We start from the raw sequence: 18845 nt of genomic DNA on the forward strand, positions 1-18845 counted from the left end.
GCACGGGGCTTGCGGTTCATTTCAATTTGAACCGAACGTTCATTCCCAGATGAACCCGACCGACAAGGATCCGCCCAGTCCCCTCGAGCGCTATCAGCGCGAGGTCGAGGCCTCCGAGGCCGCGTCCGGCGCACCGGACTCGCTCGAAGCACCGAGCCCCGGCGAGGTCGACGTCGAGCGACGCCTGCGGATCGCCCAGGACGAGATCGCGGAGGTGTTCGGCAACATCGCCGCCTTCTGGGGCTTCACCCGCACCCAGGGCCGCATCTTCGGGCTGCTGTTCCTCAGCCCCGAGCCGCTCGACCACGGGACCATCCGCGACCGGCTGGGGATCAGCGCGGGCTCGACCAGCATGACCCTCGCGTCGCTCCTCGACTGGGGCGTGGTCCACCGCCAGGGCCGGCTCTACGTGGCCGAGACGGACATGTGGAAGCTCATCACCAACGTGTTCCGCCGTCGCGAGCGCGCCCAGGTCAACGACGCCATTCGCCGCGTCGGACAGGCCATCGAGCTGCTGGCCGGAGCTCCGCTCGGCTCACCACGCATTCGCTTCGCGCTCGGCCGCGTCGAGCTGCTGCTGGGCTTCTTCAAGCTCGGCCGCAGCTTCCTCGACGCGTTCGTGGCCCGTCGTCCCGTTCACGGCCTCATCACCCGCATCGCCCGGGGCACCACGCGGTTCCCGGCGATGCTGCGCAACTGGGATCAGAATGTCCGAATCGGCTCCTGAGCTGTCCCTTTCCTCGCCGCCCCCGAGTGCCGACCTGGTCGCCCCGCGCATGGGCGCCGCGGCGCTCATCGAGCAGGCGCTGCGGCTGGTGGCCGACGATCTGGCCACGACCGAGCGCCACTTCGCGGAGCTGCTCGCGTCCGAGATCACGGTGATCCCCGAGGTGGCCGGTCACGTGGCGTTTGCCGGCGGCAAGCGCTTTCGTCCCCTGCTCACCCTGCTCGCGGCCGAAGCCGCGGGCTTCGAGGAGCCCGAGCGGCTCACCGTGGCCGCGGTGGGCGAGCTCCTGCACACCGCCACCCTGCTGCACGACGACGTGATCGACGAGGGCGAATTCCGCCGAGGCCGCCCGGCCGCCCGCATGGGCTTTGGCAACGGCATGGCCGTGCTGTCGGGCGACTACTGCCTGGCCCGCGCGCTGCAGGCGGTGGCCTACACCGGCCGCGACGTGGCGGTGCGCAGCCTCGCCGACTGCGTCACCCGCATGGCCGAGGGCGAGGTGGCCCAGCTGCACGGGGCGGGGTGCTTCCAGCTCGATCGCGAGCACTATCGGCGCGTCATCGATCGCAAGACCGCCGCGCTCATCGCATGGTGTGCCTCGGTGGCCGGCCTGGTGGCGCCGCGCCTGGTCGAGCCGCTGCGCCGCTTCGGTCACCAGCTCGGCCACGCGTTCCAGATCGTCGACGACGTGCTCGACGTCCGTCCTGCCGCCGGCCACGGGCGTACCCCCGGCCACGCCGGCAAGGACCCCGGCCAGGATCTTCGCGAGGGCAAGATGACCCTGCCCCTCATCCTCGCGTGCGAGCACGATCCGGAGCTGCGCGACGAGCTGCGCGCGCTGCTCGAGGCGGGCCCGCCCGTCGACGAGGCCACCGTGGGGCGGCTGCTGCCGCGGATCCAGGACGGCGGCGCCCCCGAGCGCGCGCTGGCGGTCGCGCGCGAGCACGTCGACCATGCCGTGCGAGCGCTGCACGTGCTGCCCCCCTCCCCCGCCCACGACGCCCTGGTCGGCGCCGCGTACTACGTGGTGCATCGCTCGCTCTAGGAGGACCGCGACCATGACCATGACCGACTCCAACCCCGCTCGCCCGACCGTCCAGGCCATCGACGAGCACGGTCATCGGGTCCAGCGCATGTTCGGCCGCATCGCGCACGGCTACGACCGCGCCAATCGTTGGATGAGCCTGGGCATCGATGCCCGCTGGCGCCGCGCGGCGGTGGCCGAGCTGCGGGGCGAGACTCCGTCGCACGGCCCCGGCCCCGCGCGCCTGCTCGACCTGTGCGCAGGCACCATGGACAGCAGCATCGAGATCCACCGCCAATTCCCCGAGGCCGACGTCGTCGCCGGCGACTTCAGCGAGCAGATGCTCGCCGGCGGCACCCACAAGCTGCTGGGCCCCGCCGCCGATCGGATCACCCCGCGGGTGATGGACGCCCATCACCTGCCCGAGCCCTCGACCAGCCTCGATGGAATCTTCTGCGCCTTCGGCATGCGCAACGTCTCCGATCTGCAGCGCGCCACCGCCGAGCAAGCCCGCTGCCTGCGACCGGGAGGGCGCCTGGTGGTGCTCGAGTTCTTCCGCCCCACCCGCGTGGTCCCCCGAGTGATGCACGCGCTCTACAACCGCACCGTGCTGCCCGTGGTCGGCTGGCTGGCCACGCGCGACTGGGACGCCTACACCTACTTGCCGCGCAGCATCGGCCAATTCGCCACGGTGGAGTCCTACGCCGAGCTGCTGCGCACGCATGGCTTCGTCGACGTCCGGACCGAGGCCCTGACGCTCGGCATGGCCTGGCGCGTGAGCGCCACCCGTGACGACCCCGCAGGAGAGCCCGCACCATGAGCGCGACCGAGCGCCCCGGCGAAGCCCAGCGGCTGGTCGTGTGCATCACGGGAGCGAGCGGCTCGATCTACGCGCGCCGCCTGCTGCAGCTGCTGGCCGCCGCCAGAGCCGGGACCGGGCCGGGAGCACCCGCGCGCCCCGGGCTTCGCGTCGACGTGGTCGCCTCGCACAACGCCCCGCAGGTGTGGGCGCAGGAGCTGGGCGAGCCGATGCCGGCCGACTTTGGCGGCCCCTCGCCCGACCTCGGCGTGCGTCGCTGGGATCGCATGGACTTTCGGGCCCCGTTCGCCTCGGGCAGCAACGCCCCCGACGCGGTGATCGCCATGCCGTGCTCGATGAGCACGCTGGCGCGGGTGGCCAACGGCGGCGGCACCGATCTCATCGCCCGCGCCTGCGAGGTCGCACTCAAGGAACGCCGACCGCTGATCCTGGTGGTGCGCGAGACACCGCTGTCGCTGGTCCACCTGCGCAACATGGTCGCGGCCACCGAGGCCGGCGCCATCGTGCTGCCCGCCGTGCCCTCGTTCTACGGGCACGTGACCACCCTCGAGCAGGCGGTCGACACCGTGGTGGTCCGCGCGCTGGACCGCGCCGGCCTGCGCCTGCCCCTCATCGAGCGCTGGGGAGACGACCCATGACTCACGACGCAGCCGAGACCGACCGCTTCGATCCCACCGGTCTCGATCCCGAGGACCTGTTCGACCAGCCCGCCGTGCTCGGCCAGCTCGCCGCGGCGGCACGACGCCGAGCGTTCGGCGACCACGTGTGGATCCGGCCGGTCTTGGCCCAACCCGCGCCCATGCCTCCGACCGGAGCCGTCCGGCTGCGCACCGACGGCGCCGAGACCGAGACCCTCGTGGCGCTCGCGTCGTGGCCCGAGCCCTCCGCGCTCGTACCCGGTGATCGGCTCGTGCTCCAGATCGCCGCCACCCCCGAGGACCGAGCGCGCTGGGTGGCCTGGCTGCGCCGGCTGCGTGCGCTCGCGACCGTGCCCTCCGGGCTCTCGATCGCCCCCTGCTCGCCCACCCCTGGCGGAACCCACCGCCTGTGGTGCATCGCCACGGCGCGCCTCCTGCTCCCCGACGCGATCCACGTGGAGGCCCGCCACGATCTGCTCGGCATCCGGCTGGCCCAGCTCGCGGTGGGCTTTGGTGCCGACACCCTCGGCGGCCCCATCGCGCCCGATCGCCTCCTCCCCCTGGCCGGCGTGACTCGGCCCGACGAGACCACCGCCGCCGGCCTTGCCACGCTGGTCCGCCACCTCGGCCTTCGACCGCAGGCCGCGTGAGCCCATCGACGACCCGAGCCCCAGCCACGAGCCCAGCCACGAGCCCAGCCATGAGCCCAGCCACCGACTCCGCCCGCTTCCGCACCGTTGCCGACAAGGTCCGCGCCGGCGAGCCGCTTGCGTTCGACGACGGGGTGTTCCTCTACCGCTACCCCGATCTGCTGGCGGTGGGCGCCCTCGCCAACGAGGTCCGCGAGCGCCTCCACGGCGACCGCACCTACTTCAACATCAACTTCCACATCAACCCCACCAACGTGTGCGAGGCGGACTGTCAGTTCTGCTCGTTCGCCCGCCTGCAGCCGGGGATGCCCCAGGCCTACACCATGAGCCTCGACGAGATCCGCGGCAAGCTGGTGGAGCGCAAGGACCAGCCCGTCACCGAGATCCACATCGTCAGCGGCCTGCACGGCGGGGTGCCGTGGAGCTGGTACACGGACACGCTGCGCGTGCTCAAGGAGCTGCGCCCCGACATCCACCTCAAGGCGTTCACCGCGGTCGAGATCCACTTCTTCGCCGAGAAGTACGGCAAGTCCTACGCGCAGGCGCTGCGCGAGCTGGTCGACGCGGGCCTCGGCAGCCTCCCCGGCGGCGGGGCCGAGATCTTCGCCGATCGCGTGCGTCGCAAGATCTGCCGCGACAAGGCCACCGCCGAGCAGTGGCTCGAGGTCCACCGCACCGCCCATCGCATGGGCCTGCGCAGCAACTGCACCATGCTCTACGGCACCGTCGAGACGCTCGAGGAGCGCGTCGATCACATGCTGCGCCTGCGCGCCCTACAAGACGAGACGGGGGGCTTTCAGACGTTCATCCCGCTGGCGTTCCACCCCGACGGCAATCGCCTGGACAAGCTGCCCCGCCCCACCGGGGTCGACAGCCTGCGGACCTACGCGGTGGGCCGCCTGATGCTGCACAACATCCCGCACATCAAGGCCTACTGGATCATGATCGGCCTCGACACGGCCCAGATCGCCCAGAGCTTCGGCGTGGACGACCTCGACGGCACCGTGCAGGAGGAGAAGATCTACCACATGGCCGGCGCCGACACGCCGCAGGTCATGACCCGCACCGGGCTCATCCGACTGATCCGCGAGGCCGGTCGCCGTGCGGTCGAGCGCGACACCCTCTACGAGGTGCGCTGGGAGGACGACGGACGGCCGCTGCCCGGGATCCGCGTCGAGGCCAGCGTGCCCTACTCCCGCCATCGAAAGCGCGTCGAGCTGAGCGTGCTCTAGCTCGCGAGAAGGACTCCTCACCATGGCAACGCCGCTGCGCCTGTGCGCCGTCACCTTCCTCAACGCCTGGCCGCTCTACCAGCCATTGCTCGAGCGCCCGCCGCTCGACGAGGACGGCGAGCCGCTGTTCTCGGTCGAGGAGGCCCTGCCCTCCGAGTGCGCCCGCCGCCTGGCCGCGGGCGAGTGCGACGTGGCGCTCGTACCGGTCGCCTCGTACCTCGAGCATCCCGAGTGGGAAGTGGTGCCCGAGGTGGGGATCGCGGCCCGCGGCGCGGTGCAGACGGTGGTCGTGGTGTCCGAGGTCCCGCTTCCCGAGGTCACGCGGATCCACCTCGACGCCGCCTCGCGCAGCTCGGTGCTGCTGCTGCGCACGCTGCTGACCACCGAGGGCCTCGAGCCCGAGCTCGTGCCCGCCCCCCACGGCCAGGGTGCGAGCCGGGTGCGCGGCACCGAGGCCGCGCTCGTGATCGGCGATGCCGCATTCGAGCTGCCCGGACGCTTCGCCCACCACATCGACCTCGGCGCGCGCTGGCTCGCGCTGACCGGCCTGCCCATGGTGTTCGCGTTCTGGGCCGCGCGCCCCGGCCGGCTCACCGAGGCCCACGTCCGGGCCTTGCATGCTGCGCGCGACCGCGGGATCGGACAGGCCGAGCCCCTGGCCCGGCGTTACTGCGAGCAGCGCCTGGCCGCCGGCCTGCCCGCGCAGGACGAGGCGTTCTACGCCAACTACCTGCGCCGCACGATCCGCTACCGGCTCGACTCGTGGGAGCGCGAGGGCCTGGTGGAGTACATCGCCCGCAGCCACGAGCTCCACCTGCACGACGCGGGTGACGTGCACGTGCGCTTCGCCGCCCGCGAGCACGAAGGCGTCGCCGCGGCCCGCCGCGCGCGTGCCCCCTTGCGCGTCGACGCGCTGCTGCAGCGCGCGGCCGCGGGCGAGCGCCTGCACCTCCACGAGGGCATCTTCCTCTACGAGCAAGCCGACACCCTCGCCCTGGGCCATGCCGCCGACCAGCGTCGCGCCGCGCTGCACCCCGAGGGGGTCGTCACCTACATCATCGATCGCAACGTCAACTACACCAACGTCTGCACCGCGCGCTGCAAGTTCTGCAACTTCTACGTGCCGCCCACCCGCAAGCTGCAGGAGGGCTACGTGCACTCCAAGGAGGTCCTGGCCCAGAAGTTCCGCGAGACCGAGGCCCTGGGTGGGGTCCAGATCCTCCTGCAGGGCGGCCTCAACCCCGACCTTCGGCTCGAGTGGTACGAGGACCTGTTTCGCTGGACCAAGCAGAATTTCAGCCTGCGCCTGCACGCGCTGTCGCCCACCGAGATCATCCACATCGCCCACCTCGAGGATCTGTCCGTCGCGCAGGTGCTGCAGCGGCTGCGCGCGGCCGGCATGGACTCGCTGCCCGGCGGCGGCGCCGAGATCCTGCACGACGAGGTCCGCAACCGGATCTCGCCGTTCAAGAACACCACCGACGAGTGGCTCGAGGTCATGCGGCAGGCCCACGTGCTGGGCATGAAGACCACCTGCACCATGGTGTTCGGGTTCCAGGAGACCGCCGAGCACACGCTGGTGCACCTGCACCGCCTGCGCGCCCTGCAAGACGAGGCGCTCGCCCGCAGGCGAGCGCACGGCGAGCACCACGGCCAGTTCACCGCCTTCATCGTGTGGCCGTTCCAGGCCGAGGGCACCCGGCTCAAGCTGCGCGACGACACCAGTCCATGGCGCTACCTGCGAGTCCAGGCGCTCGCCCGGCTCTACCTCGACAACATCCCCAACCTGCAGGTCTCGTGGCCCACGCTCGGCCCCGAGATCGGCGAGGTCGCCCTGCGCATGGGCGCCAACGACTTCGGCTCGGTGATGATCGAGGAGAACGTGGTCTCGCAGGCGGGCGCCCACTTCATGCTCACCGCCGAGCAGATCGAGCACCACATCCGCGCCGCCGGCTTCTCACCCCGCCGCCGCAACATGCAGTACGACTGGCTGCCGGAGGCGGCCCAGTGAGCGCCGAAGCCAACGCCCTCGCCCCCCCGCCCCCCGGCTCCTCCCCCCCCGCCCCTTCTCCTGGGGTCTGGCACGACGCTCGCGCCTTCTCCCGGCTGGTCAAGCTCGGCCACACCGTGTTCGGCCTGCCGTTTGCCCTGGCCGCGGCCATGCTGGCCGATCGCTACGCGGTGGCCCATGGCGGCGAGGGCCTGACATGGGGGCGGCTTTGCCTGTTGGTGCTCGCGTTCGCCGGAGCCCGCGCGGCGGCCATGGGGTGGAACCGCATCGCCGATCGCCGCTTCGATGCCGCGAACCCCCGCACCGCCGATCGCGAGATTCCGGCCGGGGTCATCTCGGTACGGGCCGCCGCGCTGTTCACCGTGCTCTGCGCCGCGGTGTTCGTGGGCGCGGCGGTGGCCCTGGGCCCCGTGCCCGCCGTGCTGTCCGTCCCGTGCCTGGTGATCGTGCTGGCCTACAGCCTGTTCAAGCGGTTCTCGTGGGCAAGCCACCTGTTCCTCGGCCTCGCGCTCGCGCTCGCGCCCGGCGGAGCGTTCGTGGCGATCACCGGCGGACTCTCGGGATGGTGGATCCCGGTGCCGCTGATGCTGGCGGTGGCCACCTGGGTCGCCGGCTTCGACGTGCTCTACAGCCTCGCCGACGAGTCGTTCGATCGCGCGCACGGGCTGCACTCGATCCCGGTGCGCTTCGGGGTCCGCGGCGCGCTCGTGATCTCGGCCTTGCTCCACGTGGGCACCATGGCGGCGCTCGGCGCTCTGCACGTGGTGGCGGGACCCGTCACGGGCCTTTCCTGGGTGCACCTGTGCGGCCTGCTGCTCATCGCCACGATCCTCGTCCACGAGCACTGGATCGTGCGCCCGGGCGACCTGCGCCGCCTCGACAAGGCGTTCTTCGACCTCAACGGCTACGTGGCCCTGGCCTACCTCGCCGCGGTCGCAGTCGACGTGCTGGTGCTCTGACCGCCCGAGCCCCGGACCCGACCGCCACGCACGGGAAGGATTGGGGTGGTTTGGCTTCGCGCCCGAACCTTTCCATGCCATGCTCTGGGCGTGCGGCGCCGTGTGGTCCTCTCCACCCGTTTCGGGCTCGCGCTCGGGCTCACCGCCACGGCCGCACCGAGCGTGTCACCGAGCACCGCGCTCGCATCCGAGCCGACCACGATCGCCGCCGAGGATCCCCCGCTCGTACCGGCGGCCATGGTCGAAGCGGGGGTCGAAGCGGCCGATGCCTTCGCCCCCTCCGAGCTCGGCCCCGGCGTCGAGGACCCCCGCAAGCGCAAGGCGCCCCGGACCCACCGCTTTCGGCTGGGCCTGCAGATGGACTACGTGCGGCTCTCCGCCGCCCAGGACGAGTCCGGCTACGTGCAGCGCTTCCACTACCTGCCGATCCAGCTCGACTTCGCCTATCAGGTCCAGCTGCTCAAGTACTTCATGCTGCGCCCCAGCCTGGCCCTGGGCGCCAACCCGGCCAACACGCTCGAGTCGATGCCCGCGGTGGTACACCCGCAGATCTTCGGCGGCTACCAGGGCAACGCCATCGGCGCCGCGCTGGGCTACGGCTACCTGCACCCGTTCCCGGCCGTCAAGGACCTCATCAGCAACACCCGCGGGGGCCTGGGACAGCCCATCATCACCGCCAACCACGCGGTGCGGGTCGAGCTGTCCTACACCACGCGGGTCGATCGCGGCGCGCTGTCGTTCGCGGTGCGGCTCGGCGGGCTCAAGAGCCACATCCAGCACTACGAGCTCGATCAACGCAGCTGGCGGTTCTTCTCCGGGATCAACTTCGGCTGGTACTTCGGCGACGGCCACAAGTCTCGCGAGCGCGAGCAAGAGCGAGCGGAACGGCGTCGCGAGCGAAAGCGCCGTGCGTGAGTCTCCTTTCGGTCCCGCGGGCGCAACCAGGCCTGGCGGCCCCCCCGAGGGGCCCGTAGACGCGCGAGCGCTGTGGTAATCCTTCGCCCGGCCGCGCCGCGACCGTGCGGCCCTCCGGGAGGATCCATGAGCAAGCCGCTGATGCAGGGCGCCGTCGCCGACCTCACCCAGGCGATCGGCCACACCCCCATCGTTCGCCTCAATCGGGTCACCGAGGGCATCGAGTCCGAGATCTACGTCAAGCTCGAGTACGTCAACCCCGCGGGCTCCATGAAGGACCGCGTGGGCCTGAACATCATCCGCGACGCCGAGGAGCGCGGCATGCTCGGCCCCGGCGGCACCATCATCGAGGCCACCTCGGGCAACACCGGCGCCGGCCTGGCCATGGTGGCGGCGATCCGCGGCTACAAGTGCATCTTCGTGATGCCCGACAAGATGTCGAGCGAGAAGGTCGACGCGCTGCGGGCCTACGGGGCCAAGGTGGTGATCTGCCCCACCGCGGTCGAGCCCTCCGATCCGCGCAGCTACTACTCGGTGGCGCGCAAGATCGTCGAGGAGACCCCGGGGGCCTTCTACGCCAACCAGTACCACAACCCCGCCAACCCCGAGGCGCACTACGTGAGCACCGCCCCCGAGATCTGGGAGCAGACGGGGGGCCAGTTCGACGCCTTCGTCAGCGGCATGGGCACCGGCGGCACGCTGTCCGGGTGCGGGCGCTACTTCAAGGAGCACAACCCCGAGATCAAGATCGTGGGCGTCGACCCGATCGGCTCGCTCTACTATGAATACGTCAAGACGGGCCGCCTGACCAAGGCGTTCTCCTACTACGTGGAGGGCATCGGCGAGGACTTCCTGCCCTCGACCATGAACCTCGACATCCTCGACGACGTGGTCCAGGTCGACGATCGCGAGTGCTTCCTGATGACCCGCGAGCTGGTGCGGCGCGAGGGCATCTTCTGCGGCGGGTCGTGCGGCGCCGCGGTGGTGGGGGCCATCAAGTACGCCAAGCAGCTGCGCGAGCCCAAGCGCCTGCTCGTGCTGCTCCCCGACAGCGCCCAGAAGTACCTGTCGAAGATCTTCAACGACGAGTGGATGCGCAGCAACGGCTTCCTCAGCGACGACGACACCGAGGGCACGGTCGCCCACGTGCTCAAGTCCAAGCAGGGGCGGCTGCTCACCATCGAGGCCGGCAGCACCGTGCGCGAGGCGGTCCGCATCCTCAAGGAGCACGGCATCAGCCAGCTCCCCGTGCTCGACGACCGCGGCCGGCACTGCGGCGTGGTCTCCGAGCTCGACCTGCTCAATCACCTCGTCGAGAACGACGGCGATCCCGAGACCAGGCTCGAGCAGCTGATCTCGTCGGACTACGCCACCGTCACCCCGCACACCCGCCTGGCGCTGCTCAAGCACATCTTCAACGACGCCAAGGTGGTGCTCGTGGTCGACAACGACAAGGCGGTCGGCATCCTCACCAAGATCGATCTCATCGACTACCTCTCGCAGAGCAAGCGGAGCTAGCCTCGCTCCCCCTCCCATTCCCGCCCCGTCACGCCCCTACACGCCATGGCCGAGTACGCGAACGATCCATCGCAAGGCGAGCTTCGGCTCGAGACCCTGCTCATCCACGGGGGGCAATCGCCCGATCCGGTGACGGGGGCGGTGATGCCCCCGATCTCGCAGTCGTCGACCTACGCCCAGCGGGCCCCGGGCGAGCACACCGGCTTCGAGTACAGCCGCACCCACAACCCCACCCGCTACGCGCTCGAGCGGGCCCTGGCCGCGGCCGAGGGCGGGCGCTTCGGCTACTGCTTCGCCTCGGGGTGCGCGGCCACCACCACCGTGATCCAGCTGCTCGATGCCGGCGATCACGTGGTCGCGGCCGACGATCTCTACGGCGGCACCATCCGCCTGTTCGACCGCGTGATGGCCCGGCGGGGCCAGACGTTCACCTATGTCGATCCCACCGATCCCCAGCGGGTGGCCGACGCGATCGAGCCGAGCACCAAGCTGGTGTGGATCGAGACCCCCACCAACCCCATGCTCAAGATCGCCGACATCGCAGCCGTGGCTGCGATCTGCAAGCAGCGCGGCGTGCTGTTGGCGGTGGACAACACCTTTCCCTCGCCGGTGCTCCAGCGCCCGCTCGAGCTCGGTGCCGACCTCGTGGTGCACAGCACCACCAAGTACGTGGGCGGGCACAGCGACTCCGTCGGCGGAGCGATCGTGGTCAGCGATCCCGCGCTGGCCGAGCGCCTGGCGTTCCTGCAGAACTCGTGCGGCGCCGTCCCTGGCCCGCAGGATTGCTACCTCACGCTGCGCGGGCTCAAGACGCTGCACCTTCGCATGGAGCGGCACCAGGCCAATGCCCAGCGGATCGCGAGCTGGCTGGAGGGGCACGCGAAGGTCGAGCGCGTCCTCTACCCGGGACTCCCCAGCCACCCTCAGCACGCACTGGCGCAGCGGCAGATGAAGGGCCCCGGCGGCATGATCTCGATGGTCCTGCGCGGTGGTCTACCTGCTTCGCGCCGGTTCCTCTCGGCCCTGCACGTGTTCACCCTGGCCGAGAGCCTCGGCGGCGTGGAGAGCCTCATCGAGCATCCGGCCATCATGACGCATGCCTCGGTGCCCGCTCAGCAGCGCGCGGCGCTCGGAATCGACGACGGCTTCATCCGCCTGAGCGTGGGGGTCGAGCACGTCGACGATCTGATGGCCGACCTCGAGCACGGCCTCTCGGTCGCCTGACGGTGCACGACGACCAATCGTCGTCGTCGTCGATCATCATCGGGGTTTCCCGCACCGACCGCGCTCCGCCCGACGCAAGCCGCTTCCGGTACTCTCGGGGCGTCCGGACGACCTCGGCGAGCGTACGCCGGGCCGGGGCCGGGCGCACGCCGCCAAGGATCTGGATGCGGGACTTCAATGTATTCCTGTCGCAGCTGCTCGATCGAGTGATGCCGTTCTCCGCCGGCGCGCTCGTCGTGCTGCTCATCGCGACCGCGGAGGATCGATCGCTCGCGGGTCTGGTGGGCGGCGCCTACTTCGTGCTCAACGCCGCCACCGCAATCGTCATCCACCGCAAGCTGGCCCGGGGCCCGCTCCTGGACGTCCTGAGGGGCCCCACGCGGCCGCTCATCAGCCTGCTGCTGCTCCCGCCCCTGGTGTGGCTCGCGGGTCCACGATTCCCCGGCTGGATCATCGCCCTGCCCACGCTGCTGGCATTCCCATTCATCTCGCGTTTTCGCGGCGCCGTGCTGGCCTCGGTGACGCTGATCGTCGGGAGCCTCTGGGCCACCGCCGAGCATGCGGGGCTGAGTCCCGCGCTGGCGTACGCGGCGGTCGGCATGGTGTCGGTCAGCGTGTTCGCCCTCCCGGTGGCGGCCGTGCTGCGCAGGAAGAACGACAGCCTCGAGGCCGCCACCACGCAGCTGCGCGAGGCCAACGAGGCGCTCGCGGCCGCCCAGGCCGCGGCCGAAGAGGCCCGGGAGGCGGCGGAGCACAGCGCCCGAACCAAGTCCGAGTTCCTGGCCAACATGAGCCACGAGATCCGCACCCCCATGAACGCGGTGATCGGCATGACGGGGCTCTTGCTCGAGACCCGGCTCGACGAGGAGCAGCTCGCCTTTGCGCGCACCGTGCGAGACAGCGGCGACACCCTGCTGGCCATCATCAACGACATCCTCGACTTCTCGAAGATCGAGGCCGAGCAGATGATGCTCGAGCACGAGCCGTTCCTGCTGCACGCGTGCATCGAGTCCGCGCTCGATCTCGTGGCGGCCACTGCGGCTGCCAAGCGGCTCGAGCTGAGCTACCTGATCGAACCGGAGGTTCCCCCGGCGATCGTGGGCGACCTGACGCGCGTGCGACAGGTGCTGACCAACCTGCTCTCCAACGCGGTCAAGTTCACCCAGCGGGGCCAGGTGTCGGTGACCGTCTCGCTGGCTTCACCGTCCGTCGACGACCCCGCGCTGCCACCCGGGCAACGCCTGGTGCGGATCGAGGTCCGTGACACCGGGATCGGAATCCCCAGCGAGCGCATCGACTCGTTGTTCGCCCCCTTCAGCCAGGTGGATGCATCGACGACCCGCAAGTACGGGGGCACGGGACTGGGCCTGGCGATCAGCCGCCGTCTGGTGGAGGCGATGGGAGGCCGGCTATGGGTCGAGAGCGAGCTTCACCGAGGGTCGCGGTTCCAGCTCACGCTCCCCGCTCGCCCTGCCGAGATCTCGGTGCCCACGTTCTTGCGGACGGACCAGCCTCATCTCCGGGGCAAGCGCCTGCTGGTGGTCGACGACAACGCGATCAACCGCAAGATCCTGCGACAACAAGCGCAATCGTGGGGGATGAGCGTGCACGAGGCCGCGTCGGGCTCCGAGGCGCTCGAGCTGCTCTCCCACCACGATCCTGCGTTCGACCTGGCGATCCTCGACATGCACATGCCGCACATGGACGGCATGGAGCTCGCACGGCGGATCCGACAGCATCGTGAGACGCTGCCCCTGGTCATGCTGACCTCGGTGGCGTGGCGTCCGCCGCAGACGGAGCTACGGCTGCTGTCCTCGTTCCTCGTCAAGCCGCTCAAGGCCGCCGCCCTGTATGCGCAGCTGTCCGAGCTCCTGGCCGGAGGACCACCGGAGGAGCTCACCGAAGCGGTCGTGGAATCGGCCTACGACCCGGAGCTGGCTGCACGACAACCCTTGCGGCTGCTCGTGGCCGAGGACAACCCGATCAACCAGCGGCTCGTGGTGGCCATGCTCAAGCGGCTGGGCTACCGCCCCGACGTGGCCGGCAATGGCATGGAGGTGCTCGCTTCCCTGCGCCGGCAGTCCTACGACGTGGTCCTCATGGACATGCAGATGCCCGAGATGGACGGGCTCGAGGCCACGGCTCGCCTTCGGGAGGACTTCCCGGAGGAGCAGCAGCCGTTCGTGGTCGCGGTGACGGCCGCGGCGACCAAGATGGATCGCGAGCGGTGCCTCGACGCAGGCATGGACGACCACCTCGGCAAGCCCTTCCGGCTCGACGAGCTGCTCGACGTCTTGGCACGGGGCGCGGCCGCGCGCCGTGCTCGGTCAGAAGCGAAGCGATAGCCCGCCCAGCCATACCCGGCCCTGGTCCCGGCCCTGGCCCTGGCGACCGACGAACGCGACCGGAGCGATGCTGCGCTCCTGCATCGCCTCGCGGTAGGCGTTGCGACGCCGGGTCCCGCGCGCGAGCAACGTGATCCCCCCCGCGAGCGCCCCTCCGCCAACGAACAGCATCGGGAGGTGCAGCTCCACGCAATCGGAGCAGATCCCCAGGAACACCACGCCCGACACGAACACGGGCGACCCCAGCGTGGTGAGGATGGCCCCGCCGATCAGGGCCCCCGAGCCCGTCTCGGTGGGCAGTGGAGGAGGCATGTGCACCCGCAGCGAGACCACCCCGCTCTTGGGCAGCACCAGCACGGCGCCGGTGTCGGCCTGGATCAGGGTGAAGGTGTCGCGCTGCACGGCTCCCACGCGCCCCACCATCGTCTGGTGGTCCTGCAGCTCGAGCTCCACCACGAAGCCATCCACGCCCTCCCAGGCCGCGTCGAGCACGGCCTGAGCGGTTGCGGGATCGGTGATGGGCTCGGTGGCCCCCGCGTCGACGGAGCCCTCGAGCCCGAGAGCAGGCGGGACGGGCGATGGAGGCACGACCTCGATGGCATCGGGCGCGGGTCCAACGACCTCCTCGGACGACGTCGCCACCGCGGGGGCGACCTCCGGCACGGCGGGCTCGTCGGCATCCGTCGTCGCGGTGCTGCGGTCCCGCGAGGCCGCCGGGGACTTGGCCGGCGAGGCGCCAGCGGCCGACGCCGAGATCAAGAGCGACGCGCCGCCCGCGACGATCCACGCCGCACGGCGCCGCCGGGAGGCGAGCCGCAGCGGGCGCGCGGTCTCATCGGTCGGGGGCATGGCCCATCGTATCCCTGCTCCCCAGGGGGTCGGCAAGGGTTCGGGTGGGCCCGTGGCCGCACCGTCGCGGCCGCCGCGTCACAGCGTGCGCATGTAGGCCGAGAGTGCCGCCACCTCGTCCTCCTCGATGTCGAACGCGGTGGTCGACACGATCATGTCGCGCACCGCGTCCTCGATCGTACGCGAGCGCCCGTCGTGCATGAACGGGGGCCGCAGCGACACGCGACGCAGGCTCGGGACCTGGAGGTCCTGGCCGCGAACCGGGGTGGTCATCGTGCCACCGAGATCGGGGCCGGCGTGGCAGCGTACGCAGTCCAGGGACACGAACAGGTCCTCGCCCGCCGCGACCAGGGTGGCATCGTCTCCCCCGGCGTCGGCCGGGGGCCGTCGCTGGTCGAACACCCAGCGACGGAACGAGTCGCTGCGCTCCGCGGATTGCCGCATGCCTCCCATGCGATGAGCCAGCACCTCGACCATCAGCACGTCGAGGTCGCCCATGTCGCCATCCCAGTGGAACGGCGCCGTGTCGCCGATGCCGATGTCGAGCACCTGGGTGCGGCGCGGACCCAGACCGATGAAGTCCCACACGTGCCCGTCGTCGGCCCCCTCGGGGTGGCACGAGGCACAGCTCAGGCCCGACTCGGTGGCACGATGGAAGATCTCGTGCCCGGTGTCGAAGCGGGACTCGCCGGGCAGCTCGATGACGTCGACCGGACCACCGAACGGATCGGTCTTGACCAGGATGCGAGCCGGCTCGCGGCTCTGCATCACCAAGGTATCGCTGCCCTGGAAGGCCACCGCGGTGACCTGCCCCTGGTCCTCTGCCTCGTCGGAGACGAGGAAGCAGCCGTCCTCGGGGCTGGGCAGCACCGCCACCGTCGACGTCGCGCGTCCGGGCAGCGCGAGCGCAACCCATCCCTTGGGTGACACGGCCATGTCCACGGCCAGCGCGGCGTTGGGGACTGGGGTGGTCCGAATCGCGCCATCGGGATCGACGGTGGTCACGGCCGCGCTCACGATGCCGGGGCGGCAGAAGCCGCCGCCCCCTCCGTAGGGCAGCGGCTCGTCCTCTCGCAGATCCTCGGGATCGGGCTCGATGGGTACGGGGCTCACGCTCGCCAGCTGATGCAGCATGGTGATGCGGCCGCTCTCGGGGTCGACCACCGTCCGCCACGCCACGTGGGCCTGGAAGTCGTCGAGGGCCCGGGGGGATGTTGGGCTGCCGTACTCGCGCAAGAGCTTCGCCGTGCGGAACTGGGAGACGTGGGGCTGTCCATCCACCAGCACCACGTCGCGAAGGTCGGGCTCGAGCACGGCCCGCAGCCGTTCCTGACCCGTCGCCTCGTCGAGGTGCACGAGCGCTCCGTCGGCGCAGGCCACCAAGAGCTCCCCACGCTCCGCGTCGTGGGCCAGGCCGCGCGGGTCGGGACACACCCAGCGCCGGGCGAGCACGGTCCCCTCGGTCCGATCGAGGGTGGCCACGCCCCCGAATCCGCGCAGGACCACGTGGACTCTGCCCTCGCTGCCTTCGACCACGCGTCCCGGCTCGTCGCCGGGCTCGAGGATCACCGTGCCCCGCACGGCGCGCTCGGGGACGTCGACGAGGTAGACCCGATCGCGATCCGGGTCCGCCGCCACCGCAAGGCCATCCGCGGTGACCAGCAACGTCCCGCCCGAGATCGGCTTGGGCCGCACCGAGGCCTCCACCGCCGCTCGATCGTCGACCGGATCGAGGTCGATGACGTCCTCACAGCTCGCCAGCGCCAACAATCCCGCTCCCAGCACCATCCCGAGCTGCTTCATCGCTCACCACCCCGTCTGCGATCGACCTGACGGCGGGGTCTCGCCCGCCTCTGCACGATGTCCCAGTGTAGCCCAATGACGAGCCCGAGCCGCACCGCGCTGCGGCTCCACACCGGTGCACCCCGGCGCAGGTAGCTACGCTCCCGAACGCTGTATCCCGGCACGAAGGCCAGGCTGAGGCCAGTGGCCGCCGAAATCGTCCAGTCGAATCGAAGCGGCAATCGAAGGTCTGGATCGACCCGATGCGTCACCCCGAGCACGGTCCGCGCACGGTGCACCAGCAGTCCCGCCGTCAATCCCACACTGCCATACACGGATCGATGACCCAGCCGAGCGCGATACACCGCGCCCACCCCGAAGGGAAAGTCGAACGCTTGGACCTGCCTGCGGTCGGACGCCAGGATCATGCCGGCGTGCACCGTGCCCGAGAGGCCGTGCTCGTGGCCCAGGGTGGCTCCGGTGGTCACCATGGTGTCGACCGGTCGAACCCTCCACACGGGACCGAGCATCACGTCCTGGCGAACCATGCGGGTGCTCTTGGGATCGGGGGGAGGCTCGATCCGCTCGGGGACCTGGGGCAGAGGCCGGGTCCCGGTGATGGGAATGCTCGACGATGCCGGGCTGGCGTCGCTCGAGACGGGACGATCGAGCGGCTCGGCCGCATCGACGGGGATCGTGGATGCCGGCGCGGATGGAGCCGAGGCTCCCCCTTGCAGCGGCGCGACCCCACCGATGGGAAGCTCCGTCGCCGCGCTGGCGTCGTCATCGACCGGCGAAGCCGGTGCGGACGAGATCACGACCCAGCCCAGGAGCAGCGCGACCGAGGACATCACCACGGTGACGACGAGGATTGCACATCGATCCCCGCGAGCCCACCGTCCTGTCCGATCGACGAAGGCCCGGGCGCCATGCTGGCGATTCCGGGCCTTCGTGCCGGCCTTCGTGAAGGCCGGGGAGCGGGAGACGACCGAGGGATGGACGACTAGACCGCCGGCTTGCCCTGCCCCTGGAAGCTCCAGGTGAAGGACTCGACGATCCCGTCGCGCTGATCGGGCTTGGCGAACTGCAGGCCCTCGAGCGCCGCCATCACGCAGTTTTGCAGCTCCTCGGGGGCCGTGGTCTTGTCGGCCAGCACCGTCATGTTGGCGAACTTGCCGGTCTTCTTCTCGATGGTGTAGCTGACGGCAACCTCACCCTTGAGGTTGGGGTTGGCCGCCAGGGCCTGATCGTAGCAAGCCTTGATGTCGGGCGTGCGCGTCTCGAGCAGCGACCGGTTTTCCTGCTTGTAGGTCTCGGTGTCGCGCGCGATGAAGCTGCAGCCGGTGCCAAGGGCCACGAGGACGAACAGAGCGATGGTCTTGCGCATGGTGGTTTCTCCTTTCGAGATCGAGCGTCGGCTCAGCCGCCGGCCTTGACCTTGTTCTGCTCGAGGACCTTCTCGTTGCCTTGATCGTCGACCTCGACCTTGGTCTCGGTGACGACCTGCTCGGTGATGGTGAACTCGACGCGACGGTTCCGCTGGTCCTCGCCGGGGGTGACCAGCGGGCGGGTCTCGCCGAAGCCCTTGGCGGTGAGCATCTTCTTGTCGATCCCGCCCTTGTCGGCGAGGTACTTCATGACCGCCTTGGCTCGGCGATCGCTCAAGTTGAGGTTGTGGGCGTCGCTGCCCTCGGCGCTGGCGTGCCCCTCGACCAAGAGCTTCTTGATCTGCGGGTTCTCCTTGATGACCTTGGCCACCTCGTTGAGCAGGTCGTGGGACTCTTCCTTGATCTTGGCCGAGTCGAACTCGAACTGAACCTTCTCGTTGATGACGATCTTGTTGTCACGAACCTCGACCCGCTTTTGCGGCTCGGGCTCGGGGGCAGGCGCGGCCTCGGGCTCCGGTGCGGTCCCGAGGATGGCCATGCCGGAGTCGTCACTCCAGATGCGGGGGGCACAGCCGGCCATCACGAATGAGGCTGACAATAGACCCACCGCGAACAGTCCGACGGATCGGCGTGCGGGAAGACGATGAGCGTGCATTTCGATCTCCGTCCTTGAAAATTCGGGGTAGTGGTCGAAGCGATGCATGCGCATCGCCCCGACCGGTGCTTGGGTGCGCGCACTCTAGACCGACATGGGAAAACGTCA

Annotated in this window: 17 protein-coding genes; 12 read left to right on the top strand and 5 right to left on the bottom strand. The window is 70.3% G+C overall.

All coding sequences use genetic code 11. The features are described from left to right. Positions 1-49: 49 nt before the first annotated feature. The 12 genes from OEB96_RS29120 to OEB96_RS29175 all read left to right on the top strand — a co-directional run bounded on the left by OEB96_RS29120 (position 50) and on the right by OEB96_RS29175 (position 14063). Entirely contained in the window at positions 50-727 is a 678-nt protein-coding gene (locus OEB96_RS29120; protein ID WP_266220040.1) for a GbsR/MarR family transcriptional regulator, read from the top strand. A 49-nt stretch (positions 728-776) separates the two neighbouring features. Continuing rightward, positions 777-1772 (top strand): polyprenyl synthetase family protein, encoded by a 996-nt coding sequence (locus OEB96_RS29125; RefSeq protein ID WP_266220041.1) that lies wholly within the window; start codon positions 777-779, stop codon positions 1770-1772. Positions 1773-1785: 13 nt separating this feature from the next. Beyond that, positions 1786-2571 carry a ubiquinone/menaquinone biosynthesis methyltransferase gene (locus OEB96_RS29130; RefSeq protein WP_266220042.1) on the top strand — a complete coding sequence of 262 codons (786 nt, stop codon included), beginning with the start codon at positions 1786-1788 and terminating at the stop codon, positions 2569-2571. Beyond that, positions 2568-3209 carry a UbiX family flavin prenyltransferase gene (locus tag OEB96_RS29135; RefSeq protein WP_266220043.1) on the top strand — a complete coding sequence of 214 codons (642 nt, stop codon included), beginning with the start codon at positions 2568-2570 and terminating at the stop codon, positions 3207-3209. The genes OEB96_RS29130 and OEB96_RS29135 overlap by 4 nt, the downstream gene beginning before the upstream one ends. After that, the gene (locus OEB96_RS29140; RefSeq protein ID WP_266220044.1) at positions 3206-3859 is read left to right on the top strand and encodes a hypothetical protein; all 654 of its coding nucleotides are present in this window, start codon (positions 3206-3208) and stop codon (positions 3857-3859) included. The genes OEB96_RS29135 and OEB96_RS29140 overlap by 4 nt, the downstream gene beginning before the upstream one ends. A gap of 50 nt (positions 3860-3909) precedes the next feature. After that, positions 3910-5091 carry an aminofutalosine synthase MqnE gene (gene mqnE, locus OEB96_RS29145; RefSeq protein ID WP_266220045.1) on the top strand — a complete coding sequence of 394 codons (1182 nt, stop codon included), beginning with the start codon at positions 3910-3912 and terminating at the stop codon, positions 5089-5091. A gap of 22 nt (positions 5092-5113) precedes the next feature. Further along, positions 5114-7102, top strand: coding sequence for a cyclic dehypoxanthinyl futalosine synthase (gene mqnC, locus OEB96_RS29150; RefSeq protein WP_266220046.1), 1989 nt, complete (start codon positions 5114-5116; stop codon positions 7100-7102). Continuing rightward, complete coding sequence (locus tag OEB96_RS29155; RefSeq protein WP_266220047.1) at positions 7099-8061, top strand: UbiA-like polyprenyltransferase; 963 nt, start codon at positions 7099-7101, stop codon at positions 8059-8061. The genes mqnC and OEB96_RS29155 overlap by 4 nt, the downstream gene beginning before the upstream one ends. A gap of 90 nt (positions 8062-8151) precedes the next feature. Then, complete coding sequence (locus OEB96_RS29160) at positions 8152-8976, top strand: hypothetical protein (protein WP_266220048.1); 825 nt, start codon at positions 8152-8154, stop codon at positions 8974-8976. Between the two features lie 126 nt (positions 8977-9102). Continuing rightward, entirely contained in the window at positions 9103-10494 is a 1392-nt protein-coding gene (locus tag OEB96_RS29165) for a cystathionine beta-synthase (RefSeq protein ID WP_266220049.1), read from the top strand. A gap of 45 nt (positions 10495-10539) precedes the next feature. Continuing rightward, the gene (locus OEB96_RS29170) at positions 10540-11718 is read left to right on the top strand and encodes a cystathionine gamma-synthase (RefSeq protein ID WP_266220050.1); all 1179 of its coding nucleotides are present in this window, start codon (positions 10540-10542) and stop codon (positions 11716-11718) included. 164 nt (positions 11719-11882) lie between these two features. Beyond that, positions 11883-14063, top strand: a complete 2181-nt coding sequence (locus OEB96_RS29175) for a response regulator (protein WP_266220051.1) — start codon at positions 11883-11885, stop codon at positions 14061-14063. On the opposite strand, the gene OEB96_RS29180 is transcribed toward OEB96_RS29175, so the two are convergent. The 5 genes from OEB96_RS29180 to OEB96_RS29200 all read right to left on the bottom strand — a co-directional run bounded on the left by OEB96_RS29180 (position 14046) and on the right by OEB96_RS29200 (position 18662). Continuing rightward, positions 14046-14912, bottom strand: a complete 867-nt coding sequence (locus OEB96_RS29180) for a hypothetical protein (protein WP_266220052.1) — start codon at positions 14910-14912, stop codon at positions 14046-14048. The two genes, OEB96_RS29175 and OEB96_RS29180, sit on opposite strands and share 18 nt — an antisense overlap. Before the next feature lie 78 nt (positions 14913-14990). Next, the gene (locus tag OEB96_RS29185) at positions 14991-16715 is read right to left on the bottom strand and encodes a c-type cytochrome (protein ID WP_266220053.1); all 1725 of its coding nucleotides are present in this window, start codon (positions 16713-16715) and stop codon (positions 14991-14993) included. Continuing rightward, positions 16712-17551: a hypothetical protein gene (locus OEB96_RS29190; protein WP_266220054.1), complete on the bottom strand. Its 840-nt coding sequence runs from the start codon at positions 17549-17551 to the stop codon at positions 16712-16714. The genes OEB96_RS29185 and OEB96_RS29190 overlap by 4 nt, the downstream gene beginning before the upstream one ends. A gap of 146 nt (positions 17552-17697) precedes the next feature. Further along, positions 17698-18081: an AgmX/PglI C-terminal domain-containing protein gene (locus OEB96_RS29195; protein ID WP_266220055.1), complete on the bottom strand. Its 384-nt coding sequence runs from the start codon at positions 18079-18081 to the stop codon at positions 17698-17700. Between the two features lie 32 nt (positions 18082-18113). Further along, positions 18114-18662, bottom strand: coding sequence for an OmpA family protein (locus tag OEB96_RS29200; protein ID WP_266220056.1), 549 nt, complete (start codon positions 18660-18662; stop codon positions 18114-18116). Between the last annotated feature and the right edge of the window lie 183 nt (positions 18663-18845).

Source organism: Paraliomyxa miuraensis (genome assembly GCF_026337845.1).
Classification (GTDB): Bacteria; Myxococcota_A; Polyangia; order Nannocystales; family Nannocystaceae; genus Paraliomyxa; species Paraliomyxa miuraensis.

Excerpts from the sequence above, each read along its gene's own strand:
- OEB96_RS29120 (WP_266220040.1), top strand. The coding sequence starts at position 50 with ATGAACCCGACCGACAAGGATCCGCCCAGTCCCCTCGAGCGCTATCAG.
- OEB96_RS29125 (WP_266220041.1), top strand. The coding sequence starts at position 777 with ATGGGCGCCGCGGCGCTCATCGAGCAGGCGCTGCGGCTGGTGGCCGAC.
- OEB96_RS29130 (WP_266220042.1), top strand. The coding sequence starts at position 1,786 with ATGACCATGACCGACTCCAACCCCGCTCGCCCGACCGTCCAGGCCATC.
- OEB96_RS29135 (WP_266220043.1), top strand. The coding sequence starts at position 2,568 with ATGAGCGCGACCGAGCGCCCCGGCGAAGCCCAGCGGCTGGTCGTGTGC.
- OEB96_RS29140 (WP_266220044.1), top strand. The coding sequence starts at position 3,206 with ATGACTCACGACGCAGCCGAGACCGACCGCTTCGATCCCACCGGTCTC.
- mqnE (WP_266220045.1), top strand. The coding sequence starts at position 3,910 with ATGAGCCCAGCCACCGACTCCGCCCGCTTCCGCACCGTTGCCGACAAG.
- mqnC (WP_266220046.1), top strand. The coding sequence starts at position 5,114 with ATGGCAACGCCGCTGCGCCTGTGCGCCGTCACCTTCCTCAACGCCTGG.
- OEB96_RS29165 (WP_266220049.1), top strand. The coding sequence starts at position 9,103 with ATGAGCAAGCCGCTGATGCAGGGCGCCGTCGCCGACCTCACCCAGGCG.
- OEB96_RS29170 (WP_266220050.1), top strand. The coding sequence starts at position 10,540 with ATGGCCGAGTACGCGAACGATCCATCGCAAGGCGAGCTTCGGCTCGAG.
- OEB96_RS29175 (WP_266220051.1), top strand. The coding sequence starts at position 11,883 with ATGCGGGACTTCAATGTATTCCTGTCGCAGCTGCTCGATCGAGTGATG.
- OEB96_RS29180 (WP_266220052.1), bottom strand. The coding sequence starts at position 14,912 with ATGCCCCCGACCGATGAGACCGCGCGCCCGCTGCGGCTCGCCTCCCGG.
- OEB96_RS29185 (WP_266220053.1), bottom strand. The coding sequence starts at position 16,715 with ATGAAGCAGCTCGGGATGGTGCTGGGAGCGGGATTGTTGGCGCTGGCG.
- OEB96_RS29195 (WP_266220055.1), bottom strand. The coding sequence starts at position 18,081 with ATGCGCAAGACCATCGCTCTGTTCGTCCTCGTGGCCCTTGGCACCGGC.
- OEB96_RS29200 (WP_266220056.1), bottom strand. The coding sequence starts at position 18,662 with ATGGCCGGCTGTGCCCCCCGCATCTGGAGTGACGACTCCGGCATGGCC.